The organism is Mycobacterium sp. NTMscope_Eco_3, from assembly GCF_976985685.1.
On sequence record NZ_CDRJYZ010000001.1, the window covers coordinates 4,266,556 to 4,287,888 of the forward strand.

The 21,333-nt window shown below is 70.3% G+C and carries 18 protein-coding genes; 6 read left to right on the forward strand and 12 right to left on the reverse strand.

The features are described 5' to 3' along the window. Positions 1 to 271: 271 nt before the first annotated feature. From usfY to AC0KTM_RS19655, 4 genes are all read right to left on the reverse strand, one after another. Positions 272 to 583 carry a protein UsfY gene (gene usfY, locus AC0KTM_RS19640; protein ID WP_225329572.1) on the reverse strand — a complete coding sequence of 104 codons (312 nt, stop codon included), beginning with the start codon at positions 581 to 583 and terminating at the stop codon, positions 272 to 274. 47 nt (positions 584 to 630) lie between these two features. Further along, positions 631 to 1,014 carry a hypothetical protein gene (locus tag AC0KTM_RS19645; protein ID WP_225329573.1) on the reverse strand — a complete coding sequence of 128 codons (384 nt, stop codon included), beginning with the start codon at positions 1,012 to 1,014 and terminating at the stop codon, positions 631 to 633. A 159-nt stretch (positions 1,015 to 1,173) separates the two neighbouring features. Further along, positions 1,174 to 2,514, reverse strand: a complete 1,341-nt coding sequence (gene lat / locus AC0KTM_RS19650) for an L-lysine 6-transaminase (RefSeq protein WP_472416463.1) — start codon at positions 2,512 to 2,514, stop codon at positions 1,174 to 1,176. 63 nt (positions 2,515 to 2,577) lie between these two features. Then, positions 2,578 to 3,030: an Lrp/AsnC family transcriptional regulator gene (locus AC0KTM_RS19655; RefSeq protein WP_225329575.1), complete on the reverse strand. Its 453-nt coding sequence runs from the start codon at positions 3,028 to 3,030 to the stop codon at positions 2,578 to 2,580. A gap of 30 nt (positions 3,031 to 3,060) precedes the next feature. Here AC0KTM_RS19655 and hglS point away from each other — a divergent pair, with 30 nt between their 5' ends. The 5 genes from hglS to nei2 are packed head-to-tail and all read left to right on the forward strand — an operon-like array spanning position 3,061 to position 11,967. After that, positions 3,061 to 4,296, forward strand: coding sequence for a 2-oxoadipate dioxygenase/decarboxylase (gene hglS, locus AC0KTM_RS19660; RefSeq protein ID WP_472416465.1), 1,236 nt, complete (start codon positions 3,061 to 3,063; stop codon positions 4,294 to 4,296). Continuing rightward, positions 4,293 to 5,813: an L-piperidine-6-carboxylate dehydrogenase gene (gene amaB, locus AC0KTM_RS19665; protein ID WP_472416467.1), complete on the forward strand. Its 1,521-nt coding sequence runs from the start codon at positions 4,293 to 4,295 to the stop codon at positions 5,811 to 5,813. Before hglS ends, amaB begins: the two co-directional genes overlap by 4 nt. Positions 5,814 to 5,867: 54 nt before the next feature. Then, positions 5,868 to 6,530, forward strand: coding sequence for a TetR/AcrR family transcriptional regulator (locus tag AC0KTM_RS19670; RefSeq protein WP_225329578.1), 663 nt, complete (start codon positions 5,868 to 5,870; stop codon positions 6,528 to 6,530). Between the two features lie 42 nt (positions 6,531 to 6,572). Further along, positions 6,573 to 11,213: an ATP-dependent helicase gene (locus tag AC0KTM_RS19675; protein ID WP_472416469.1), complete on the forward strand. Its 4,641-nt coding sequence runs from the start codon at positions 6,573 to 6,575 to the stop codon at positions 11,211 to 11,213. A 1-nt stretch (position 11,214) separates the two neighbouring features. Then, on the forward strand, positions 11,215 to 11,967 hold the full coding sequence (nei2, locus tag AC0KTM_RS19680) for an endonuclease VIII Nei2 (protein WP_472416471.1): 753 nt from the start codon (positions 11,215 to 11,217) through the stop codon (positions 11,965 to 11,967). Here nei2 and AC0KTM_RS19685 read toward each other — a convergent pair. Then, positions 11,964 to 12,881 carry a CE1 family esterase gene (locus tag AC0KTM_RS19685; protein ID WP_472416473.1) on the reverse strand — a complete coding sequence of 306 codons (918 nt, stop codon included), beginning with the start codon at positions 12,879 to 12,881 and terminating at the stop codon, positions 11,964 to 11,966. The genes nei2 and AC0KTM_RS19685 overlap by 4 nt on opposite strands. 191 nt (positions 12,882 to 13,072) lie before the next feature. Between AC0KTM_RS19685 and AC0KTM_RS19690 the strand changes: the two genes are divergently transcribed. Then, complete coding sequence (locus tag AC0KTM_RS19690; protein WP_472416475.1) at positions 13,073 to 13,429, forward strand: DUF732 domain-containing protein; 357 nt, start codon at positions 13,073 to 13,075, stop codon at positions 13,427 to 13,429. Between the two features lie 314 nt (positions 13,430 to 13,743). On the opposite strand, the gene AC0KTM_RS19695 is transcribed toward AC0KTM_RS19690, so the two are convergent. The 7 genes from AC0KTM_RS19695 to AC0KTM_RS19725 form a co-directional block, all read right to left on the reverse strand. After that, complete coding sequence (locus tag AC0KTM_RS19695) at positions 13,744 to 14,745, reverse strand: magnesium transporter CorA family protein (RefSeq protein WP_238956717.1); 1,002 nt, start codon at positions 14,743 to 14,745, stop codon at positions 13,744 to 13,746. Positions 14,746 to 14,757: 12 nt separating this feature from the next. After that, entirely contained in the window at positions 14,758 to 15,882 is a 1,125-nt protein-coding gene (locus tag AC0KTM_RS19700; RefSeq protein WP_238956718.1) for a PPE family protein, read from the reverse strand. Between the two features lie 139 nt (positions 15,883 to 16,021). Then, positions 16,022 to 17,158, reverse strand: coding sequence for a PPE family protein (locus AC0KTM_RS19705; RefSeq protein ID WP_238956719.1), 1,137 nt, complete (start codon positions 17,156 to 17,158; stop codon positions 16,022 to 16,024). Between the two features lie 259 nt (positions 17,159 to 17,417). Continuing rightward, the gene (locus AC0KTM_RS19710; protein ID WP_238956720.1) at positions 17,418 to 18,221 is read right to left on the reverse strand and encodes an MBL fold metallo-hydrolase; all 804 of its coding nucleotides are present in this window, start codon (positions 18,219 to 18,221) and stop codon (positions 17,418 to 17,420) included. Between the two features lie 48 nt (positions 18,222 to 18,269). Next, the gene (locus AC0KTM_RS19715; RefSeq protein WP_225329585.1) at positions 18,270 to 18,557 is read right to left on the reverse strand and encodes a CDGP domain-containing protein; all 288 of its coding nucleotides are present in this window, start codon (positions 18,555 to 18,557) and stop codon (positions 18,270 to 18,272) included. 90 nt (positions 18,558 to 18,647) lie between these two features. Then, complete coding sequence (locus AC0KTM_RS19720; protein WP_472416477.1) at positions 18,648 to 19,508, reverse strand: pseudouridine synthase; 861 nt, start codon at positions 19,506 to 19,508, stop codon at positions 18,648 to 18,650. Further along, positions 19,505 to 21,259 (reverse strand): glycerol-3-phosphate dehydrogenase/oxidase, encoded by a 1,755-nt coding sequence (locus AC0KTM_RS19725; protein WP_472416478.1) that lies wholly within the window; start codon positions 21,257 to 21,259, stop codon positions 19,505 to 19,507. The genes AC0KTM_RS19720 and AC0KTM_RS19725 overlap by 4 nt, the downstream gene beginning before the upstream one ends. Between the last annotated feature and the right edge of the window lie 74 nt (positions 21,260 to 21,333).

Consider the following 21,333-nt stretch of genomic DNA (forward strand, 5'->3'; position numbering starts at 1 on the left):
AATCGCCGGGGTCACGCTGATCGTTTTGTTGGTGCTCGCAGTAGGCATTTATGTCGGTGTGTTCGTGATTTTGTCCCCCATGATGGGGTGAGGTCTTTTCCGTCCAAGCAAACGCAACCGTTCCGGCACTCATCATGGTGCACACCTGATACCCACTCGCCGCCGCCCGTAATCTCGGATCCGGGTTTCCGGCAAAAACTCACAACGGGTGACGTCGTGGCAGGTCACCCCGGAAAAAGCGGAGAGCGGACGGTGTTTCGGTGGCGGCGCCCTAGCTGGCGGGCCATTGCCTGAGCACCTCGGGGTGCTCGGAGTACCACCGATCGGCGATCCTGCGTATCCGGCGGTGTTCCACCGCCAGCCAGACGAGACCCAGCGCCGCGGCGATGACGGCCGTGACGCCGGCGGTCATGCCCTCGTGGTGGTGTCCGGTCGCGAAGGCCGCGAGGCTTCCGCAGGTGCCGATCACGCCCGCGACCACCAACAGATATCCCGGCCAGTGCAGGACGTCGATCAGCGACTCGCCGGCGAGCGGCCGCGTGGTCCTGAGATGGTCGACGGGGTCGTGATAGGTGTCTCCCATGGCTGCTCCTCACCGCACCATCAACGTTAGATCGCGGGGAAGCAAACCTAAAGGGCCAGTACCGGACCGGCGATCGGGGCAACGCCCATGGCGACCATCAGCGCCATGACGGTCAGCAAGAACCAGCCGGCGCCCTGCCATCCCCACCAGGTTCCGCGGGCCTTCCACACGAGGTAGGTGCGCACGAACGCCCAGATCCCGGCGGCCAGCGCGATCATCGGACCGCCGAACGCCAGCAGGGTGCGCTGCGGCGGGCCGCAGGCCACGGTGTCGACGCCCCCGGTCGGACACGTGCTCACCCACACCGCGGCGATCAGCAGGAAGCCGACGGCGGCGGCCGTCGCCGCGACGGCGAACCGGACCGCGGCGAGCACCTCGCGGTCTTCCTGCCCCAGGCGATCACCGCCTGGTCGCTCGCCTGCTTTCTGCATCGTCCTCACCTCCCCGGATTCGGCCCCGGCGTGCCCCGCCCCCGGCCCCGCCTAAGTTCATCGCTCGCCGCACCGTTTTGGTTACGCGCCGCGACGCCGGCTCGCCACCGACGGCTCTAAGAAGTACCCCCTGACAAACCGGGGCAAACGGGCTCGGTCTCAGGTCAGGCCGGTCACCGCGGCGCGCATGGCCCGCATCGCCGCGTCGATCTCGGCGCGCGTGACGGTCAGCGCAGGACGGAACCGGACGCCGTCGCGGCCCGAGGGCAGCACGATCACCGCGCGCCGCCACAGCCGGCGGATCAGCTCGTCGCGGTCGGCGGCGCTCGGCAGGCTGAACGCGCACATCAGGCCGCGGCCGCGGGGATCGAGGACGACGCCGGGGAACTCGCCGGCGAGCTGCTCGAGGCAGCCCAGCAGGTAGGCGCCCTGCTCGGCGGCGTGGTCGAAGAGTTCGTCGGCCTCGATCACCTCCAGGATGCGGCGGGCGCGCACCATGTCGGCCAGGTTGCCGCCCCACGTCGAGTTCAGCCGGGACGGCACCGCGAACACGTTGTCGGCGACCTCGTCGACCCGCCGGCCCGCCATGATGCCGCACACCTGGGTCTTCTTCCCGAACGCGACCACGTCGGGTTGCACGCCGAATTGCCGGTAGGCCCAAGCGGTTCCGGTCAGGCCGCAGCCGGTCTGCACCTCGTCGAAGATCAGCAGGGCGTCGTGCCGGTCGCACAGTTCGCGCATGGCGGCGAAGAACTCGGGCCGGAAGTGGCGGTCCCCGCCTTCCCCCTGGATGGGTTCGGCCACGAAGCAGGCGATGTCGTGCGGGTGGGCTTCGAAGGCGGCGCGGGCCTGGGCCAGCGACGCGGCCTCGAGCGCGGCCACGTCGGCGCCCGGCCGGAGGTAGGGGGCGTCGATGCGCGGCCAGTCGAACGTGGGGAAGCGATCCACGGTGACCGGGTTGGTGTTGGTCAGCGACAGCGTGTAGCCGCTGCGGCCGTGGAAGGCGCCGCGCAGGTGCAGCACCCGGGTGCCCAGCGCGCGGTCGACACCGCGCGCTTCGTTGAGCCGGCTCTTCCAGTCGAACGCCACCTTGAGCGCGTTCTCCACCGCGAGCGCCCCGCCGTCGACGAAGAACAGGTGCGGCAACGCCGGGTCGCCCAGCACCCGGGCGAACGTCTCGACGAAGCGGGCCATCGCCACCGAGTACACGTCGGAATTGCTGGGCTTGTTCAGGGCGGCCGCGACGAGCTCCGCCCGGAATTCGTCGTCGGCGGCCAGCGCCGGGTGGTTCATGCCCAGCGCCGAGGAGGCGAAGAACGAGAACATGTCGAGGTAGCGCCGGCCGTCGCGGGCGTCGCAGAGGTAGGAGCCCTGCGAGCGGTCCAGATCGAGGACGAAGTCGAAGCCGTCGACCAGCATGCTGCGCGCCAGCACCGCGTGGACGGCGTCGGCATCCACACGGCGACCGGCGGGCGCGAAACGTTCCATGGCGGCCGTCATGACGCCCATGGTACGGGCATGATGGCGTATTTTTACACTATTGTTGCGCCGTGACAGGATAATTTATGGAATATGCTGCCGATCTGTGTAAAAAGTATTGAGAATGATGGTGCTGCGGGTCTTGACGTTCGCCGCCGTCCGGATTCGCTGCAGCAGGTCCTCGAGCGCCCGGGCGGATGCGACGCGCACCAGCAGGACGTAGCTTTCTTCGCCGGCCACCGAGTGACACGATTCGATCTCCTCGATGTGCTCGAGGCGGGCGGGCGCATCATCGGGTTGAGAGGGATCCAGAGGAGTGATGGCCACGAACGCCGACAGCAGGTGCCCGACGGCCTCCGGGTCGATGCGCGCCGAGTATCCGGCGATGACGCCGCGGGCCTCGAGCCTGCGCACCCTCGACTGGACCGCCGAGACCGACAGCCGGGCGCTGGCCGCCAACTCCGCCAGCGTCGCGCGTCCGTCGGCGACCAGCTCGCGCACCAGAATCCGGTCGACGTCGTCGAGCGTCTCACTCATGGCCGGAGACTATCGCAGGAACGGCGCGCCGTGAGCCGCGCGAAATGGCTGCCGACGTGGCAGCTTCGCGCGCTTTTCGCCGCGGGCCTCTCGGCGATGTACGCCGCCGAGGTGCCCGCCTACGGCACCCTGGTCGCGGTGAGCGAGCGGGTCAACGCCGATGTCGCGGCGCGCCACCCCGACGCCGAACGGTTCGGTTCGCTGCGGCGCGTCACGGCCGAGCGGCACGGCGCCATCCGGGTGGGCAGCCCGGCCGAACTGGCCGCGGTCGCCGACCTTTTCGCCGCGTTCGGCATGCTGCCGGTCGGCTACTACGACCTGCGCTGCGCGGCCTCACCCGTCCCCGTGGTGTCGACCGCCTTCCGGCCCGTCGATGCAAACGAGCTGTCGCTCAATCCTTTTCGGGTGTTCACCTCGATGCTGGCCACCCACGACGCGCGGTTCTTCGACCGTGACCTGCGCCGCCGCGTCGAGGCCTTCCTGGCGCGCCGCCAACTGTTCGATCCCGCGCTGCTCGCCCGCGCGCGTGAGGTCACCGCCGAGGACGGCTGCACCGCCGACCGGGCGCGGGAGTTCGTCGCGGCGGCGGTGGCGGCGTTCGCCCTGTCGGCCGAGCCCATCGACAAGTCCTGGTACGACGAGTTGTCACGGGTGTCCGCGGTGGCCGCCGACATCGCCGGCGCCGGCTCCACCCACCTCAACCACCTGACGCCGCGCGTCCTCGACATCGACGATCTGTACCGGCGGATGACCGGGCGCGGCATCGCCATGATCGACGCCATCCAAGGGCCGCCGCCCACCGACGGGCCGGCGGTGTTGTTGCGCCAGACCTCGTTTCGCGCCCTGGCCGAACCCCGCCGGTTCAGCGGCGAGGACGGCCGGGTCACCGAGGGGACGCTGCGGGTGCGCTTCGGCGAAGTGGAGGCCCGCGGTGTCGCGCTGACGCCGAAGGGCCGCGCGCGCTACGACGCCGCGATGAGCGCCGCCGACCCGGCCGCGGTGTGGGCGGATCACTTTCCGCCCACCGACGAGCGGATGGCCGCCGAGGGGCTGGGCTACTACCGCGGCGGTGACCCGTCGGCGCCGATCGTCTACGAGGACTTCCTGCCCGCCTCGGCGGCGGGCATCTTCCGGTCGAACCTGGACTGCGACGCCGAAACCGCGGACGCGCCAGACGAATCCGGCTACGACGCGCAGTGGCTGGCCGGGGCGATCGGCCGCGACGTCGCCGACCCGTACGCCCTCTACGAAAAGGCATGCTCATGACCACCGAACAGTTGCGCGCCCGGGTTCGCACGGCCTTCGACGCCATCGGCGTCACCGCGAGCCTCGGCGAGCCGGACGCCCACGGGTTGCCCGCCAGCACGCCGATCACCGGCGAGGTGCTGTTCACCGTCGCGCCCACCACACCCGAGCGCGCCGATGCGACGATCGCCCAAGCGGCCCAAGCCTTTTCGGTGTGGCGAACCACGCCCGCCCCCGTCCGCGGCGCGCTGGTTGCGCGCCTGGGCGAGCTGCTCAGGGCGCACAAGGACGAGCTGGCCACCCTGGTGACCGTCGAGGTCGGCAAGATCACCTCCGAGGCGGCCGGCGAGGTGCAGGAGATGATCGACGTCTGCCAGTTCGCCGTCGGCCTGTCGCGCCAGCTCTACGGGCGCACCATCGCGTCGGAACGCCCCGGACACCGGCTGCTGGAGACCTGGCACCCGCTCGGCGTGGTGGGGGTGATCACCGCGTTCAACTTCCCGGTCGCCGTGTGGGCGTGGAACGCCGCGCTGGCCCTGGTGTGCGGGGACCCGGTGGTGTGGAAGCCCTCGGAGCTGACGCCGTTGACGGCGCTGGCCACCCAGGCGCTGATCGCCCGGGCCGCGGCCGACGTCGGCGCCCCGCCCGCGGTGAGCTCCCTGATACTGGGCGACCGCGACCTCGGCGGGCTGCTGGTGGACGACCCCCGGGTCGCGCTGGTGTCCGCGACCGGTTCGGTCCGGATGGGCCGCGAGGTCGGCCCCCGCGTCGCCGCGCGGTTCGGCCGGGTGCTGCTGGAACTGGGCGGCAACAACGCCGCCATCGTGACGCCGTCGGCCGACCTGGACCTCGCGGTGCGGGCCATCGTGTTCGCCGCCGCCGGCACCGCCGGCCAACGCTGCACCAGCCTGCGCCGGCTCATCGTCCACCACTCGGTGGCCGACGAGGTGGTGGACCGCGTCGTGTCCGCCTTCCGGCAACTGCCCATCGGCGACCCGTGCGCACCCGGCACCCTGATCGGGCCGCTCATCCACGAGACCGCCTACCGCGACATGGTGGGGGCGCTGGAATCCGCGCGCGCCGACGGCGGCGAGGTTCTCGACGGCGACCGCCGGCACCCGCAGGGCCGCGAGCAGCCGAATTCCTACTACGTCGCGCCGGCCGTGGTGCGCATGCCCGGGCAGACCGCCATCGTGGCGAGCGAGACGTTCGCGCCCATCCTCTACGTGCTGACCTACCACGAGCTGGCCGACGCGATAGCCCTCAACAACGCCGTGCCGCAGGGGCTTTCGTCGTCCATCTTCACCACGGACCTGCGCGAGGCCGAACAGTTCCTGGCCGAATCCGACTGCGGAATCGCCAATGTCAACATCGGCACGTCCGGCGCGGAGATCGGCGGTGCGTTCGGTGGCGAGAAGGAAACCGGCGGCGGGCGGGAATCGGGCACGGACTCGTGGAAGGCCTACATGCGCCAAAGTACCAATACCGTCAATTATTCCGGCGAGTTGCCGCTGGCCCAGGGAGTGGAGTTCGGCTGAGGCGTTGAATCCATTGTGGCCGTCGTCTCATGTCGTATGAGTACTATCTGACACATGCCGACAGCCCGAAGGCGTCTATCCCCCGAGGATCGGCGCGCTGAGCTGCTCGCTTTAGGGGCAGAGGTTTTTGGGAAGCGACCTTACGACGAGGTCCGCATCGACGAGATCGCGGAACGCGCCGGGGTGTCGCGGGCCCTGATGTACCACTATTTCCCCGACAAGCGAGCGTTTTTCGCGGCGGTGGTCAAGGACGAGGCCGACCGCCTGTACGAGAACACCAACATGGACGACGTCACCGGTCTGACCATGTATGAGGAGATCCGGGTCGGCGTGCTGGCCTACATGGCCTACCACGAGCAGAACCCGGAGGCCGCGTGGGCGGCGTACGTCGGACTGGGGCGGTCCGACCCGGTTCTGCTGGGCGTCGAGGACGACGCCAAGAACCGCCAGATGGAACACATCATGTCCCGGATCAACCGGCTGATCGCCGAACTCCCCGCGGCCAGCATGGAACCCGAGGTCGAGCGCCATCTGCGGGTGATCCTGAACGGCTGGCTGGCGATGACCTTCGAGATCTGCCGGCAGCGGATCATCGACCCCACCACCGACGCCGACAAGCTCGCCGACGCCTGCGCGCACGCGCTGCTGGACGCGATCGCACGGGTGCCCGAGATCCCGGAGGAGCTCGGCGAGGCGATGAACACCTCGCGCACCTGAACGCCGCGGCATCATGTCGGTCCCCGTTGGCACCATGGACGGGTGAGCACTCGCGCTGATTCCGGGCCACCCGGCCCCGCCGACCCCCTGGGCCGGTTCAGCGCCGTCACCGGCGAGTGGTTCACCAGCACCTTCGACGCGCCGACCACCGCGCAGGCCGAGGCCTGGGAGGCCATCGCCGACGGCCACAACACCCTGGTGATCGCCCCCACCGGGTCCGGCAAGACGCTGGCGGCCTTCCTGTGGGCGCTGGACAGCCTCGCCGGCTCGGCCGACCGCCCGCGGGGTACCCGGGTGCTCTACGTGTCCCCGCTCAAGGCGCTGGCCGTCGACGTCGAGCGCAACCTGCGCACCCCCCTGGCCGGGCTCACCCGCATCGCCGAACGCCGGGGCCTGCCGCCGCCGGACATCAGCGTCGGGGTGCGTTCCGGCGACACCCCGCCGGCCACCCGCCGCCACCTCATCAACCGGCCCCCCGACGTGCTGATCACCACTCCGGAGTCGCTGTTTTTGATGCTCACCTCCGCGGCACGCGGAACCCTGGCCGGGGTGCAGACGGTGATTGTCGACGAAATCCACGCCATCGCCGCGGGCAAGCGCGGCGCGCACCTGGCGGTGTCGCTGGAGCGCCTCGACTCGCTGCGGGAGGGCGCACCCGCCCAGCGGATCGGGTTGTCGGCGACGGTGCGCCCACCCGAGGAACTCGCCCGGTTCCTGTCCGGCGGGCAGCCGACGACCATCGTCGCGCCGGCGTCGGCCAAGACGGTCGAGCTCACCGTGGCCGTGCCGGTGCCCGACATGGCCAACCTGGCGAACACTCCCCCGCAAGCGGGAGGTACCCCCTCCATCTGGCCCGACGTGGAGAACCGTCTGGTCGACCTGATCGAGGCGCACAACTCGACCATCGTGTTCGCCAATTCGCGGCGGCTGGCCGAACGACTCACCGCCCGCCTCAACGAGATCCACGCCGAACGCAGCGGCCTCGAGCTGTCCACGGAGGCCAACCCCAAGGTGGCGGGCGGCGCCCCGGCGCACATCATGGGCTCGGGCCAGACCTACGGCGCCGACCCGATCCTGGCGCGCGCCCACCACGGGTCGGTGAGCAAGGAACAACGCGCCCTGGTCGAAGAGGACCTCAAGCGCGGGCTGCTCAAGGCGGTGGTGGCCACCTCCAGCCTGGAGCTCGGCATCGACATGGGCGCGGTCGACCTGGTGATCCAGGTGGAGGCGCCGCCGTCGGTGGCCAGCGGCCTGCAACGCATCGGCCGGGCCGGGCACCAGGTCGGTGAGGTCTCCCAGGGCGTGCTGTTCCCCAAGCACCGCACCGACCTGATCGGCTGCGCGGTCAGCGTGCAGCGCATGCTGACCGGCCAGATCGAAACGATGCGGGTGCCCGCCAACCCGCTCGACATCCTGGCGCAGCAGACCGTGGCGGCCGCCGCGCTCGAGCCGCTGGACGCCGACAAGTGGTTCGACACGGTGCGCCGCGCCGCGCCGTTCGCGACGCTGCCGCGCAGCGTGTACGAGGCCACCCTGGACCTGTTGAGCGGCAAGTACCCCTCCACCGATTTCGCCGAGCTGCGTCCCCGGCTGGTCTACGACCGAGACACCGGCACGTTGACAGCGCGCCCCGGCGCGCAGCGGCTGGCCGTGACCTCCGGCGGGGCCATCCCCGACCGGGGGCTGTTCACCGTGTATCTGGCCTCCGAGGCCGAAAAGCCTTCGCGGGTCGGCGAACTCGAAGAGGAAATGGTCTACGAGTCGCGGCCCGGCGATGTCATCTCGCTGGGCGCCACCAGCTGGCGGATCACCGAGATCACCCACGACCGGGTGCTGGTGATCCCGGCGCCCGGCCAACCGGCCCGGTTGCCGTTCTGGCGCGGTGACGGCGTCGGCCGCCCGGCCGAGCTGGGCACCGCGCTCGGCGCGTTCACCGGTGAGCTGGCCGGCCTCACCCGCGAGGAATTCGAAACCCGCTGCGCCGGGCTGGGTTTCGACGCCTACGCCACCGACAACCTGGCGCGCCTGCTCGACGAGCAGCGCACCGCCGCCGGGGTGGTGCCCACCGACACCACCCTGCTGGTCGAGCGGTTCCGCGACGAGCTCGGAGACTGGCGGGTGATCCTGCACTCGCCCTACGGGCTGCCCGTGAACGGGCCGTTGGCGCTGGCGGTGGGCCGGCGGCTGCGGGAACGCTACGGCATCGACGAGAAGCCCACCGCCTCCGACGACGGCGTCGTGGTGCGCCTGCCCGACACCTTGGCCGATTTCGCGTCGGACACGGGGATGGAAACACCGCCCGGCGCGGACCTTTTCGTCTTCGACGCCGACGAGATCGACCCGATCGTCACCGACGAGGTGGGCGGTTCGGCGCTGTTCGCGTCGCGGTTCCGCGAGTGCGCGGCCCGCGCGCTTTTGTTGCCGCGCCGGCACCCCGGCCGCCGCTCGCCGCTGTGGCAGCAGCGCCAGCGCGCCGCCCAGTTGCTCGAGGTGGCCCGCAGATACCCCGACTTCCCCGTCGTGCTGGAGACCATCCGCGAATGCCTGCAGGACGTCTACGACGTCCCCGCCCTGGTGACGCTGATGACCGGCATCGCCCAGCGGCGGGTGCGGGTTGTCGAGGTCGAGACCGCGCGCCCCTCCCCGTTCGCGGCGTCGCTGCTGTTCGGCTACGTCGGCGCGTTCATGTACGAAGGCGACAGCCCGCTGGCGGAGCGCCGGGCCGCGGCGCTCTCGCTGGACAGCACGCTGCTGGCCGAGCTGCTGGGCCGGGTGGAGCTGCGCGAGCTCCTCGATCCCGAGGTCATCGACGCCACCGCCCGCCAGCTGCAGCACCTCTCGGCCGAACGGGCCGCGCGCGACGCCGAGGGCGTCGCGGACCTGCTGCGGCTGTTGGGCCCGCTGACCGAGGAGGAGGTGGCCGCCCGCAGTGACATCGCCGACGGCAAAAACGTCGGCGGCTGGCTGGAGGGCCTGCGCGCGGCGCGGCGCGCGCTGACGGTGTCGTTCGCCGGGCGCAGCTGGTGGGTGGCCATCGAGGACATCGGGCGCCTGCGCGACGGCATCGGCATCCCGGTTCCGCTGGGTGTGCCGGCCGCCTTCACCGAGGAGGTCACCGACCCGCTGGGCGAACTGCTGGGCCGCTACGCGCGCACCCACACCCCGTTCACCACGGCCGAGGCCGCCGCCCGATTCGGCCTGGGGCTGCGGGTGACGGCGGATGTCCTGGGCCGGCTGGCCGGTGACGGCCGGCTGGTGCGCGGCGACTTCGTCGCCGCGCCCGAGACGTCGGGGGCGGCCGGTGTGGTCGGGGCCGAGCAGTGGTGCGACGCCGACGTCTTGCGCATCCTGCGGCGACGGTCGCTGGCGGCGCTGCGGGCCCAGGTCGAGCCGGTCAGCACCGCCGCGTACGGCCGCTTCCTGCCGGCCTGGCATCACGTGGGGGCGGCCGAATCCTCGCGCAGCCCAGGCTATTCCGGCCTGGACGGCCTGATGTCGGTGATCGACCAGCTGGCCGGTGTGCGGATGCCGGCGTCGGCGATCGAGCCGCTGGTGCTGGCCCCCCGGGTCCGCGACTACTCCCCCGCGATGCTCGACGAACTGCTCGCCACCGGCGAGGTCACCTGGTCGGGCGCCGGGTCGATCTCGAGCAGCGACGGCTGGATCGCGTTGCACGCCGGCGAATCCGCGCCCCTGACACTGGCCGGGCCCGCCGACATCGACCTGGGCGACGCCCACCGCGCCATCCTGGACACCCTGGCCGGGGGCGGCGCCTACTTCTTCCGCCAACTCGCGCACGGCGCGGTCTCCGACGCCGAGCTCAAAACCGCACTGTGGGAACTGATCTGGGCCGGCTGGATCACCGGCGACACGTTCGCCCCGGTGCGCGCCGTCCTCGGGGGCGCCGGCGCCCGGAAACGTTCCGCACCCGCGCACCGGTCGCAGCGCCCGCCGCGGCTGAGCCGGTACACCGTCGCGCACGCGCAGTCCCGGCCCGCCGACCCCACCGTGGGCGGCCGATGGTCGATCCTGCCGGCCCCCGAGCCCGATTCCACGCTGCGCGCCCACTACCAAGCGGAACTGTTGCTGGGCCGCCACGGCGTGCTCACCCGCGGCGCGGTGGCCACCGAGGGCGTCCCGGGCGGGTTCGCCACCCTGTACAAGGTGCTGAGCACCTTCGAGGACGCGGGCCGGTGCCAGCGCGGCTACTTCATCGAGTCGCTGGGCGGGGCGCAGTTCGCCGTCGCATCGACGGTCGACCGGCTGCGCAACTTCAGCGAGGGGGTCGATCCGGAACGGCCGGAATACCGGGCGGTGGTGCTGGCCGCGGCGGACCCCGCCAACCCGTATGGCGCGGCGCTGCCCTGGCCCGCCTCCGCCGGCGAGGGCGCGCGGCCGGGCCGCAAGGCCGGCGCGCTCGTCGTGCTGGTCGACGGCGAGCTGGCCTGGTTCCTGGAGCGCGGCGGACGCTCGCTGCTGACCTTCACCGACGATCCCGCGGCCCACCTCGCGGCGGCGACGGCCCTGGCCGACCTGGTCGCCTCCCGCCGCGTCGCGGGGATGCTGGTGGAGCGCATCGACGGGGTGCCGGCACTGGCGCCCCGCGCGGACGGGTCCGGGCCGCTGAGCGCGCTCACCGACGCCGGATTCCACACGACGCCACGCGGAATGCGGCTGCGCTGAGATGCCCGAGGGTGACACCGTCTGGCACACCGCCGCCGTGCTGCGTCAGCACCTGCTCGGGGGCACCCTGACCCGCTGCGACGTACGGGTGCCGCGGTTCGCCACCGTCGACCTCACCGGCCAGGTGGTCGACGAGGTCGTCAGCCGCGGGAAGCATCTGTTCATCCGGGTGGGGCGCGCCAGCATTCACTCGCATCTGAAGATGGAGGGCAGCTGGCGGGTCGGCAGCCGGGTGCGGGTGGACCACCGGGCGCGCATCGTCTTGGAGACCGGCACCGCCCGGGCCGTCGGCGTCGACCTGGGGGTGCTCGAGATCCTGGATCGCGACCGCGACGGCGACGCCGTCGCGCACCTGGGACCCGATCTGCTGGGCGAGGATTGGGACCCGGCGCGTGCCGCCGCCAACCTGACCGCCGACCCGCACCGGCCGATCGCCGAGGCGCTGCTGGACCAGCGGGTGCTGGCCGGGATCGGCAACGTCTATTGCAACGAACTGTGTTTTATCAGCGGGCACCTGCCCACCGCGCCGGTGAGCGCCATCGCAGATCCGCGGCGGCTGGTCTCTCGCGCACGAGAAATGCTGTGGCTCAACCGTTTCCGTTGGAACCGGTGCACCACCGGTGACGCCCGCCGCGGGCGCCAGCTGTGGGTCTACGGGCGCGCCGGGCAGCAGTGCCGTCGCTGCGCCACCCCCATCGACGTCGACGACACGAAAGAACGGGTGGCCTACTGGTGCCCGACGTGCCAGCGCTAATCCCGCGCGTGCGCGAGGAAAAACTCGGCGATGGCTTCCGACCCGTCAAGCGCGTGCGTGGTGGGCCCGATGACGGCCGCGGGCAGATATTGCTTGCCGCCCGGCCAGGTGTGCCCGCCCTTGTCGACCTTGTAGAAGACCACCTCGCTGGACGCCGAACACGCCGCGGAGACAAACCGGTGGACGACGGTGCCGTCCCGGACATCGGGCAGCACCTCCATCGACGGGTCGCCGGTGCAGCCGTCCGCCGCGCGCCACTTCGCGACCATGGCATCCGCCGAGATGGAGTGGCTGAGCCCGCCGCGGCCGCGCACCGCGCCACCCTTGAACGGCACCAGCGGGTCGGCGGTGCCGTGGGCTTCCCACACCGACACCGGCCGCGACGGGTTGCAGGCCACGCCCACGCCCAGGGTGCCGGCCACCGGCGCCGCCGCGGCGAAGACGTCCGCCCGATCGCAGGCCAGCCGGTTGGACATGAAGCCCCCGTTGGACATCCCGGTGACGAAAACGTGGCCGGGCGCGATGTTGTAGTCGTGTTGCAGCTTGCCCACCAGCCCGACCAGGAAGGCCACGTCGTCGATGTGGCGGCGATCCGCGGGCGACGCGCCGCGCCCGTCGGCCCAGCTCTTGTCGTAGCCGTCGGGGTAGACGACCAACAGGTCGTGGGCGTCAGCAACGGAGTCGAACCCCGTCAGCGCGCGCTGCGCGATCCCGGTTCCGCCGCCCCCGTGCAAACTGAGCACCAGGCCGATGGGGTCGCCCGCCGGCACGTGCAACATGTAGGTTCGGTCCATGCCGTTGGATCGGAACGTACCGGAAACGTCGCGGGCGCTCGCCGCCGACACGTGCCGGACCCCGCAGCCGACCACGCATACCGCCACCAGCGCGAGCCACAGCCACCGCGCGTACGGCATGTTGTCAGGTCGCCGACGGCGCAGCGACGGACAGAGGCCGGTTACGCGCCGCCGAAGACAGAGCAAACGTTGGTATGGCACGGACGGCATTATCGGCGATACCCCGTCGGGTGACGCGGCGCCGTGCGAACATTCCGACTGGCCCCGCCTTCAGCAAGCTACGGCTCTTCTGTTCCACGGGAGTATCACAAATGACGAGCACCCAGATGCGCAAGCCCGGCCGCGCGCGGTCGCTTCTGGCTATCGGCGTTGCGCCGGTGGCCGGGCTACTCGGCGCCCTGTCGACACCGGCGACCGCGCATGCCACCTCCGCCGATGAGGCGTTCCTCGCCGCGCTGAAAGCCAAGGGGATCAACTTCGAGTCACCCGAGGCCGTGGTCAACTCCGGTCACACCGTGTGCCACCAACTCGATTCGGGCCAAACGCCGGAACAGGTCGCCAACAACGTGCTGTCCAGCAGTTCGCTGGACGGCTATCACGCCGGTTACTTCGTCGGCGTCAGCATCAAGGCGTACTGCCCCAAGTACGCGGCAGCATCCGGGTCCTGAAATTTACAGCCGGTTGACAGACTGGTGACGAATTCACGGCTAAAATTGGAACATCCGAAACTAATGTGACGAGCACAAGGCCAAAATGATTCCGAAACTTTTGGTCGGTGTTGCGGGTGTTGCCATCGTTCTTGGCGCTTCCGGCTGGACCGCAGCATCGGCCAGCACCGACCCTAATCCCTTCAGTCATCTCAGCTGCGCCTGCAAGGAGTCAGATCCGCCAGGCAGCCCGGCCCTGCGGGACAAAATCAATCAGGGCATCCAGCACGGTCTTTCCGCCTCAGCCCCCGTGACGCAGTGACCGGCCTCGCGGCCTAGAGCCAATCGCGACGTTTGAACATCACGTACAGCACCACCATCAGGACGGCTATCACGCTGGTGCTGGCCGCGAATCCGGCCGCCGTACCGAAGCCCGGGTAGGGAACGTTCTGCCCGTAAAAGCCGGTGATCGCCGTGGGCACGGCGATGATGGCCGCCCATCCCGTCAGCTTCTTCATGACGGTGTTCAACCGCGCGTCCTGCAGCGACAGGTTGGTCTCGAAAATCGTGGTGACCATGTCGCGCAGCGACTCCGTCCATTCGGACACCCGCAGCACGTGGTCGTAGAGGTCGGCGTACAGCGGATCGAGCTGCCGGTCGGTGCCGTCCGAAATGCGGTGGTGCTGAATCGAATTGACCACCTCGCGCATCGGTAGCGCCACCCGCCGCAGGTTCACCAGGTCCCGGCGCAACCCGAAGGTGCGGCGCTGAAAATCGCCTTTGCGGGAGGTGCCGTCGAAGAGTTCGTCCTCGATGGCTTCGATGCCGTCGTCGAGGGCCTCCACGGCGGCGAAGTGGCTGTCGACCACCACGTCGAGCAGGCCGTGCACCAGGGCGCCGACACCGGAGGCCTGGCCGCCGAGCTCCTGCCATCGCCGGGTCACCTGCGCCATGTCGAAGTCGGGCGTCAGGCGCACGGTGATCAGCCCCTGCGGCAGCACGAAGGCCGAGATGCGCTGCATCGTCAGTGCGCGCGCGGGGACGGCGTTCGCCGCGGGGTCAGCGATGTCGGCGGCGTAGACGGTGAAGAAGGTGTGGGTTTCGTAGCCGGTGGCCTTGACCCGTTCGGCCGCCGCCACGGCGTCTTCGACCGCCCAGTGGTTCAGCCCGAGTTCGCCGGCCAGGCCGCCGAGGGTGTCGTGGTCGGGGTTGCACAGGTCGGCCCACACCAGGGTGTCGGGCTCGGACAGGTGGTCCGAGATCTTGCCGAACTCGAAGTCGTCCTGCGCCTTGCCGCCGCGCCACACGCGGCCCTGGATCTGCGGAGCGTTGCCCACCACGCGATCTTCTCAACCCGCCGACGGCGGACGGTGCATCACCGTGCCCGAAAGCTCCGCGCCGTACTCGATGTCGTCGTAGTCGCGGCCCTTACGCCGGCGGCCGTCGCTCGAATTCCGGCCCGGGCGCACCGGCGCCATGGGGAGCATGGGCGGCTGCGCGCCGCCCGGGGGAAGCGGCGACACCGCCGAGGCGAGCTGCACCGGCGCCTGCGACGACGCCAACATTCCCACCGTCGCGGGCGGCATGGTCAGGTGGCCCAGCGAAATTCCGACACCCAGCGTCGCCCGCGGCGCCAAGGACGACCCCGCGGCGCCGACCGCGCTGACGAGCCGCGTCTCCGCCGACGCCAGCGCCGCGGCGCCGTCCGCCAATCCCGGACCGATGCCCTCACCCAGCGACGTGAACGCGTGCGCGGTGGCCAATTGCGCGCACACACCCAGAATATTGACCGGAAATCCGCTCGCGGCGATGGTTTGGCTCGCCCATTGATTGGCAAATCCAAACCAGCCAGCTTGGGGGTCGAACCCGGTGGACGCGGCCAACTGCGACGCCATCGGAGAGGTAGCGGTAGTCGTGGGCACCATCGTCGCCTGGGTCGTCACCCCGGATGGACTGGCCACCTGGGGCGGCGGTGAGAACTGGGGCAGCTTGACGGCGCCCGCCGAGGTCGCGGCGTAGCGATACATGGCGGCCGCGTTGTTGACCCACATGGTGTGGTACTCGGCTTCGGTTTCGGCGATGGCCGGGTAGTTGATGCCGAAGAAGTTGGTGGCCAACAACATTGCCAGGCGCGCCCGGTTGGCGGCGACCAGCGAGGGATGCACCACCGTCCAGTGGGTCCATTCGAATGCCGCGGCGACGACCTCCACCGACGCGGCGGTCTGCTGGCACTGCTGCGCGGTAAGGCGCAACCAGGCGAGATACGGTTCCAGCGCCTCGGCCATCGCCAGCGACGACGGACCGTGCCACGTCGTGGACAGCCACGACAGCTCAGCGGTGTAGCTGCTTGCCGATTGCTCCAGCTCGGCGCTCAATTCCTGCCAGAAGCCGGCGGCTTCGATCAATGACCAAGCGCCGGGTCCGGAGTGGATCAGCGCCGAGATAATCTCGGGCGGCAGTATCCCAAAATCCATGAACCTTTACCTTGGGGAAGAAGTGGGTGGGGCGAACGACGCGCGTCGGCGCTGGTGCTGGTCGCCTTTGACAGACTCTGCCGACCCCGTGGATGCGATCGGCGCTCGCGGTCGTGCGGCGCCGACGTCAATGTCAATGTCATCCGGCCGACGGGTTTCGAGGCATCACTTTGCCTTTGACCTCGCGGCCCACGGCAACGTCCTCGTACTTTTGCTGTTTGCGTTTTCGCCAGCCGGTGCCCGCCGAGGCCGTCGGCGGCGGCACCATCATCGGCATCATGGGGAATCCTGATTCCGTCGCGGGCAGCGGGGACGCCGCGGAGGCGAGTTGCACCCCGGCCGGTGCGCCCGGCAACAGCCCCACGACGGCGGGGGGCGCGGTCAATTTGCCCAGCGAGACGCCAACCCCCAACGCCCCGGTCGGCGCGGAAGCCCCCGCGCCGATTCCCTTGATCGCGTTGGCCAGACTCGCCGTGGTCGCTCCGAGGCCCTCGGACAGGCCGGAACCGATGTCGCCGCCGACGGACGCGACCCCTTGGGCGGTCGCCATCTGCGCCCACACGGTCAATAGGTTGACGGGGAAACCGGACGACATGAACTGGTTGGCCCAGGTGTTCGCCCAGCCGAACCAGCCGCTGTTGGGGTCGAAGCCGCCGGCGGTGTTGAGCCCCGAGAATATCGATCCCAGTGACGAACCCGAAGAGTCAGTCGAGGCTTTCATCACCGCGGCCTGCTGGTTGGCCGTTCCGGCCGGATTGGTGTCGGGAAGCGGCGAGGTGAACGGCGACAGTTGCGTAGTCGCCTGCGACGTCGTCGCCTGATAGCGGGTCATCGCCGCGGCGTTGTTCGCCCACATGGTCTGGTATTCGTTCTCGGCCTCGGCGATCGCCGCGGTGTTGGTCCCGAACCGGTTGGTCATGAGCAGCTGCCGCAGGCGCGTCCGGTTGGCGGTGACGACCGAGGGATGCACGACGGTGGCGCGAGTGGCGCTGAAGGCCGAGGCGGCGGCTTCCGCCGAGGTGGCCATCTGCGCGGACTGCTGCGCCGTCTCGCGCAACCACAAGAGGTAGGGCTGGACGGAAAGCAGCATCGCCATCGCGGACGGACCGTCCCAGGAATCGATGAGCGAGGACAACGTGGAGGCATAGGTGGAGACGGAATTCTCCAGCTCGACGGCCAGGCGCTGCCAGGCGCCGGCGGCCTCGATCAGCGAGCCCGCTCCGGGCCCGGTGTGGATGAGCGTCGAGGTGACCTCGGGGGGTGCTAGTAGATCCATCACATCTCACAATGCCCACGCTGAGAACGCCTCAGCAAATTTCCGTTAACCAGGCCGCGAAAAAGCCCCAAACTCTTGTACATCGATGCCTGCTACCTGCGGTCGGTTACCTCCCAGTTCGACCGCAAGCCGCTAGGACACCCTATACCCCCAGCTACGCGCTCCTCTCCCCATTTATTGACCGGCGAACCTCGCCCCGCCGTTCAAGGGGCCGTTCAAGGGGCCGTTCAAGGGGCCGTTCAAGGGCGGGGCCCCTCTTTCAGACGGTGACCGAGGCGCCGCGGTTCACGGTGACGACGCGGTCGCCCAGCCCGCGACGCCGCATTTCCCGGGTGAAGTCGGCCAGGGGCGACGCAAACACCGCGTAGTCGTCGAAGTGCACCGGGATGACCTTCGGCAGGCTCAGCAGCGCGACGAGTTCGGCCCCCTGGCGGCCGTCCATGGTTACGGTCAGCCCGAACGGAAGCCGCCGGCCGGCCGGCAGCCGCGTGCCGCCGAGGTGCAGCATCCCCACGTCGATCGGATCGAACCGCGCCGGAACCTCTTTCAGCTCCTCGACCAGCAGGGTGTCCCCGGAGATGTAGAGCCGGCGCCGGGGCGAGCCGTCGGCGGCGACCTCGAGCATGGTGCCCATCACCGGCGGCAGCAGGCGCCGGCTCCACCCCGGCGCGTGGCGCCCGGGCAGCGACGTGAGGGTCAGCGTGGTCTCGCCCTTGGTGATCGTGTGCTGTTGCCAGGTCCGCAGGCCGCGTGCGTGCGCGAAGCCGCGGCGGTGCAGGCGCTGGGCGGCGTGCGGGGTGGTGACGATGGGAAGGGCGTGGTCGAGACCCCGCTGCGACACCCGGTCCCAGTGGTCGCCGTGCATGTGGGAGAGCACGATCGCGTCGACGGGCGGGAGTTCGTCGATGCTCAACGCCGGCTCCTTCAGGCGCTTGGACACCAGGCCGTGGCCGAGGTAGGCGCGTTGCCCGCGGTGCAGGAAATTCGGGTCGGTCAGCAGCGTCAGCCCGCCGACGGAAATCAGCGTGGTGGCGTTGCCGACGAACGTGACGGTGATGTCCATACGCGCGGGCTACCCGATCCCGGGCGGCCCATGCCGCGGGCTGTCCGCTCAGTCGATGTGCGTCGGGGGGTCGGCGAACGCGAAATCCGGCGGGCGCTGGTCGGGGCCCATCACGTCGCAGTTCTGCTCGGGCACGAGGTAGGAACTGGCTCCGTGGGGAATCAGGCGGGTGACGGCGACGCAACGTTGCCAGGTGCCGTCGGGCTGGACGGGCCCGTCGCACTTGCTGAGAACGCCTCCCCCGTACTGGCAGCCGGCGACGGCCGGCGGTGCAAAGGCGATCAGCCCGGCGGCCATGAGCAGGGCCGCCACTCCTGAACCGATGCCGCGCTTCATGGTTGCCTCCCGACGACCCAACCAGCAAACATGACGCTACCGCGTGGTGGGTGTTTTGCGCAGGAATCAGGGCAGGGTGGCAATCAGACGCTACGGCTCTACTCGGCGGCTGACGAACTCGCGGCGCTCGCCGGTGCGCGGGTCGGTGAACTCGATGCGCTGTGCCAGCAATCGCAGCGGCGTGCTGAAGTCGTCGGCCGCAACGTCAATCACGTTGGGGTACAACGGGTCCCCCTCGATCGGTATCCCGAGCGAGGCCATGTGCACGCGCAGCTGGTGGGTGCGTCCGGTGCGTGGGGTCAGCCGGTAGAGGCCGTCCGCGGACAGCAACTCCACCAGGGTCTCGGCGTTCGGCGCACCCGGCTCGCTGACCGCCTGCAGCCGGCCCCGGCGCTTGACGATGCGGCTTTCCACCACACGGGGCAGCCGCAACGCCGGGTCGACGGCGGCCCGGGCCAGATACGTCTTGCGCACCAACCCCCGCGAGAACAGCGTCTGGAACGCGCCGCGCACCTCGCGGCGCGCGGTGAACACCAGCACCCCGGCGGTCAGCCGGTCCAACCGGTGCGCGGGGCTCAGCTCGGGTAGCCCCAGCTCGCATCGCAGCCGCACCAGCGCGGTCTGCGCGACGTGCCGTCCCCGCGGCATGGTGGCCAGAAAGGGCGGCTTGTCGACGACCACGATGTCGTCGTCGCGATGCAGCACCGGGATCCCGAACGGCACCGGCACCTCGTCGGGCAGCTCGCGGTAGAGGTAGACGCTCGCCCCGGCGGGCAGCACGGTGGCGGCATCGACCACCGCGCCGTCGGCGCCCACCACCTCCCCGGCCAGCACCTTCGCGCGGGCCCGCGCGCCGAACCGGGCGCTCAGCTCGGCCAGCACCGGTCCGCCCCGCAGCCTCACCCGCGCCGGGCCGAGCCCGTCGCGCACGGGAAGCGGGGCGGGTCTCAAGTGAGGGGGACCGGCTCGAGGATCTCGGCGCGCGCCTCGGGCGCGCTGGCCCGCAACTCGTCCGCCGACACGTCGTCGGGCTGGGCCTGGGACAGCACCTCGGCCTCGACCCGGGCGGCGTAGTTGGCGACCTCACGGTCGATGTCCGCCGCGGACCAACCCAGCACCGGCGCAACCACATCCGCGACCTCTCGCGCGCAGTCGACTCCGCGGTGGGAGTATTCGATGGAGATGCGCATCCGGCGGGCCAGGATGTCCTCCAGGTGCAGGGCCCCCTCGGCGGTCACGGCATACAGCGCCTCGACCCGCAGATAGCCCGGCGCCTCCTTGATCGGGTTGAGCAGGTCGGGGTTTTCGTCCGCCAGCGCCAGCACGTCACCGATCAGCGACCCGTAACGGTCCAGCAGGTGGCGCACCCGGTAGGGGTGCAACCCCTGCAGCTCGGCGACGTGCTCGGCCTGGTTGATCAGCGCGAAGTAACCGTCGGCACCCAGCAGGCTGACCTTCTCGGTGATCGACGGCGCAACCCGGGCCGGAATGAATTGCGCCGCAGCATCAATCGCGTCCGCGGCCATCACCCGGTAGGTGGTGTACTTGCCGCCGGCGATGGCCACCAGCCCCGCGGCGGGCACCGCCACGGCGTGCTCGCGGGACAGCTTCGAGGTTTCCTCGCTCTCCCCCGCCAGCAGCGGCCGCAGCCCCGCGTACACGCCGTCGATGTCGGCGTGGGTCAGCGGGATGGCCAGCACCGTGTTGACGGTCTGCAGGATGTAGTCGATGTCGACCTTGGTGGCCGCGGGGTGGGCCAGGTCGAGATTCCAGTCGGTGTCGGTGGTTCCGATGATCCAGTGGCTGCCCCACGGGATGACGAACATCACCGACTTCTCGGTGCGCAGGATGATCGCGACGTCGCTGACGATGCGGTCGCGCGGCACCACGACGTGCACACCCTTGGAGGCCCGCACCTGAAATCGCCCGCGCTGCTTGGACAATGCCTGGATCTCGTCGGTCCACACCCCGGTCGCGTTGACCACGACGTGGCCGCGGACCTCGGTGATCGAGCCGTCCTCGGAGTCGCGGACCCGCACCCCGGTCACCCGATCGCCCTCGCGCAGCAGGGCGACGACCTGGGTGGACGTGCGGACCACCGCGCCGTAGTGCGCGGCGGTGCGCCCGACGGTCATGGTGTGCCGGGCGTCGTCGACAACCGTGTCGTAGTAACGGATTCCGCCGATCAACGAGCTGCGCTTGAGGCCCGGGCTCAGCCGCAATGCGCCCGCGCGGGTCAAATGCTTTTGCGCCGGAACGGATTTCGCCCCACCCATCCGGTCGTAGAGAAAGATGCCGGCGGCGATATAGGGACGCTCCCACACGCGATTGGTCAGCGGGAACAGGAACGGCATCGGCTTGACCAGGTGCGGTGCCAGCGTGGTCAGCGACAGCTCGCGCTCGTAGAGCGCCTCACGCACCAGACCGAACTCCAGCTGCTCGAGGTAGCGCAGGCCGCCGTGGAACATCTTCGACGAGCGGCTCGAGGTGCCCGACGCGAAATCGCGCGCTTCCACCAGCGCCACCTTGAGCCCCCGGGTCGCGGCGTCCAGCGCGCAACCCGAACCGACCACGCCGCCGCCGATCACCACCACGTCGAACTGCTCGGCGCCCAGCCGTTCCCAGGCCGCGCGCCGATGCTCCGGACCCAGCACGGACACCGGCGAGCTTCGCTGGGTGGACGCGTGGATCGGATCAGCCACGACCTGGACTCCTCACTGAAGAAACTCCCGTCGGTTACTCGCCAGTAGGGACGTGCTGCACCAAGGCTAACGGT

Bases quoted from the DNA above. Each gene is read 5' to 3' on its own strand.
- nei2 (WP_472416471.1), top strand. From the start codon at position 11,215: ATGCCCGAGGGTGACACCGTCTGGCACACCGCCGCCGTGCTGCGTCAG.
- AC0KTM_RS19685 (WP_472416473.1), bottom strand. From the start codon at position 12,881: ATGCCGTACGCGCGGTGGCTGTGGCTCGCGCTGGTGGCGGTATGCGTG.
- lat (WP_472416463.1), bottom strand. From the start codon at position 2,514: ATGACGGCCGCCATGGAACGTTTCGCGCCCGCCGGTCGCCGTGTGGAT.
- AC0KTM_RS19705 (WP_238956719.1), bottom strand. From the start codon at position 17,158: ATGGATCTACTAGCACCCCCCGAGGTCACCTCGACGCTCATCCACACC.
- AC0KTM_RS19690 (WP_472416475.1), top strand. From the start codon at position 13,073: ATGACGAGCACCCAGATGCGCAAGCCCGGCCGCGCGCGGTCGCTTCTG.
- AC0KTM_RS19710 (WP_238956720.1), bottom strand. From the start codon at position 18,221: ATGGACATCACCGTCACGTTCGTCGGCAACGCCACCACGCTGATTTCC.
- usfY (WP_225329572.1), bottom strand. From the start codon at position 583: ATGGGAGACACCTATCACGACCCCGTCGACCATCTCAGGACCACGCGG.
- AC0KTM_RS19645 (WP_225329573.1), bottom strand. From the start codon at position 1,014: ATGCAGAAAGCAGGCGAGCGACCAGGCGGTGATCGCCTGGGGCAGGAA.
- AC0KTM_RS19670 (WP_225329578.1), top strand. From the start codon at position 5,868: ATGCCGACAGCCCGAAGGCGTCTATCCCCCGAGGATCGGCGCGCTGAG.
- amaB (WP_472416467.1), top strand. From the start codon at position 4,293: ATGACCACCGAACAGTTGCGCGCCCGGGTTCGCACGGCCTTCGACGCC.
- AC0KTM_RS19655 (WP_225329575.1), bottom strand. From the start codon at position 3,030: ATGAGTGAGACGCTCGACGACGTCGACCGGATTCTGGTGCGCGAGCTG.
- AC0KTM_RS19700 (WP_238956718.1), bottom strand. From the start codon at position 15,882: ATGGATTTTGGGATACTGCCGCCCGAGATTATCTCGGCGCTGATCCAC.
- AC0KTM_RS19715 (WP_225329585.1), bottom strand. From the start codon at position 18,557: ATGAAGCGCGGCATCGGTTCAGGAGTGGCGGCCCTGCTCATGGCCGCC.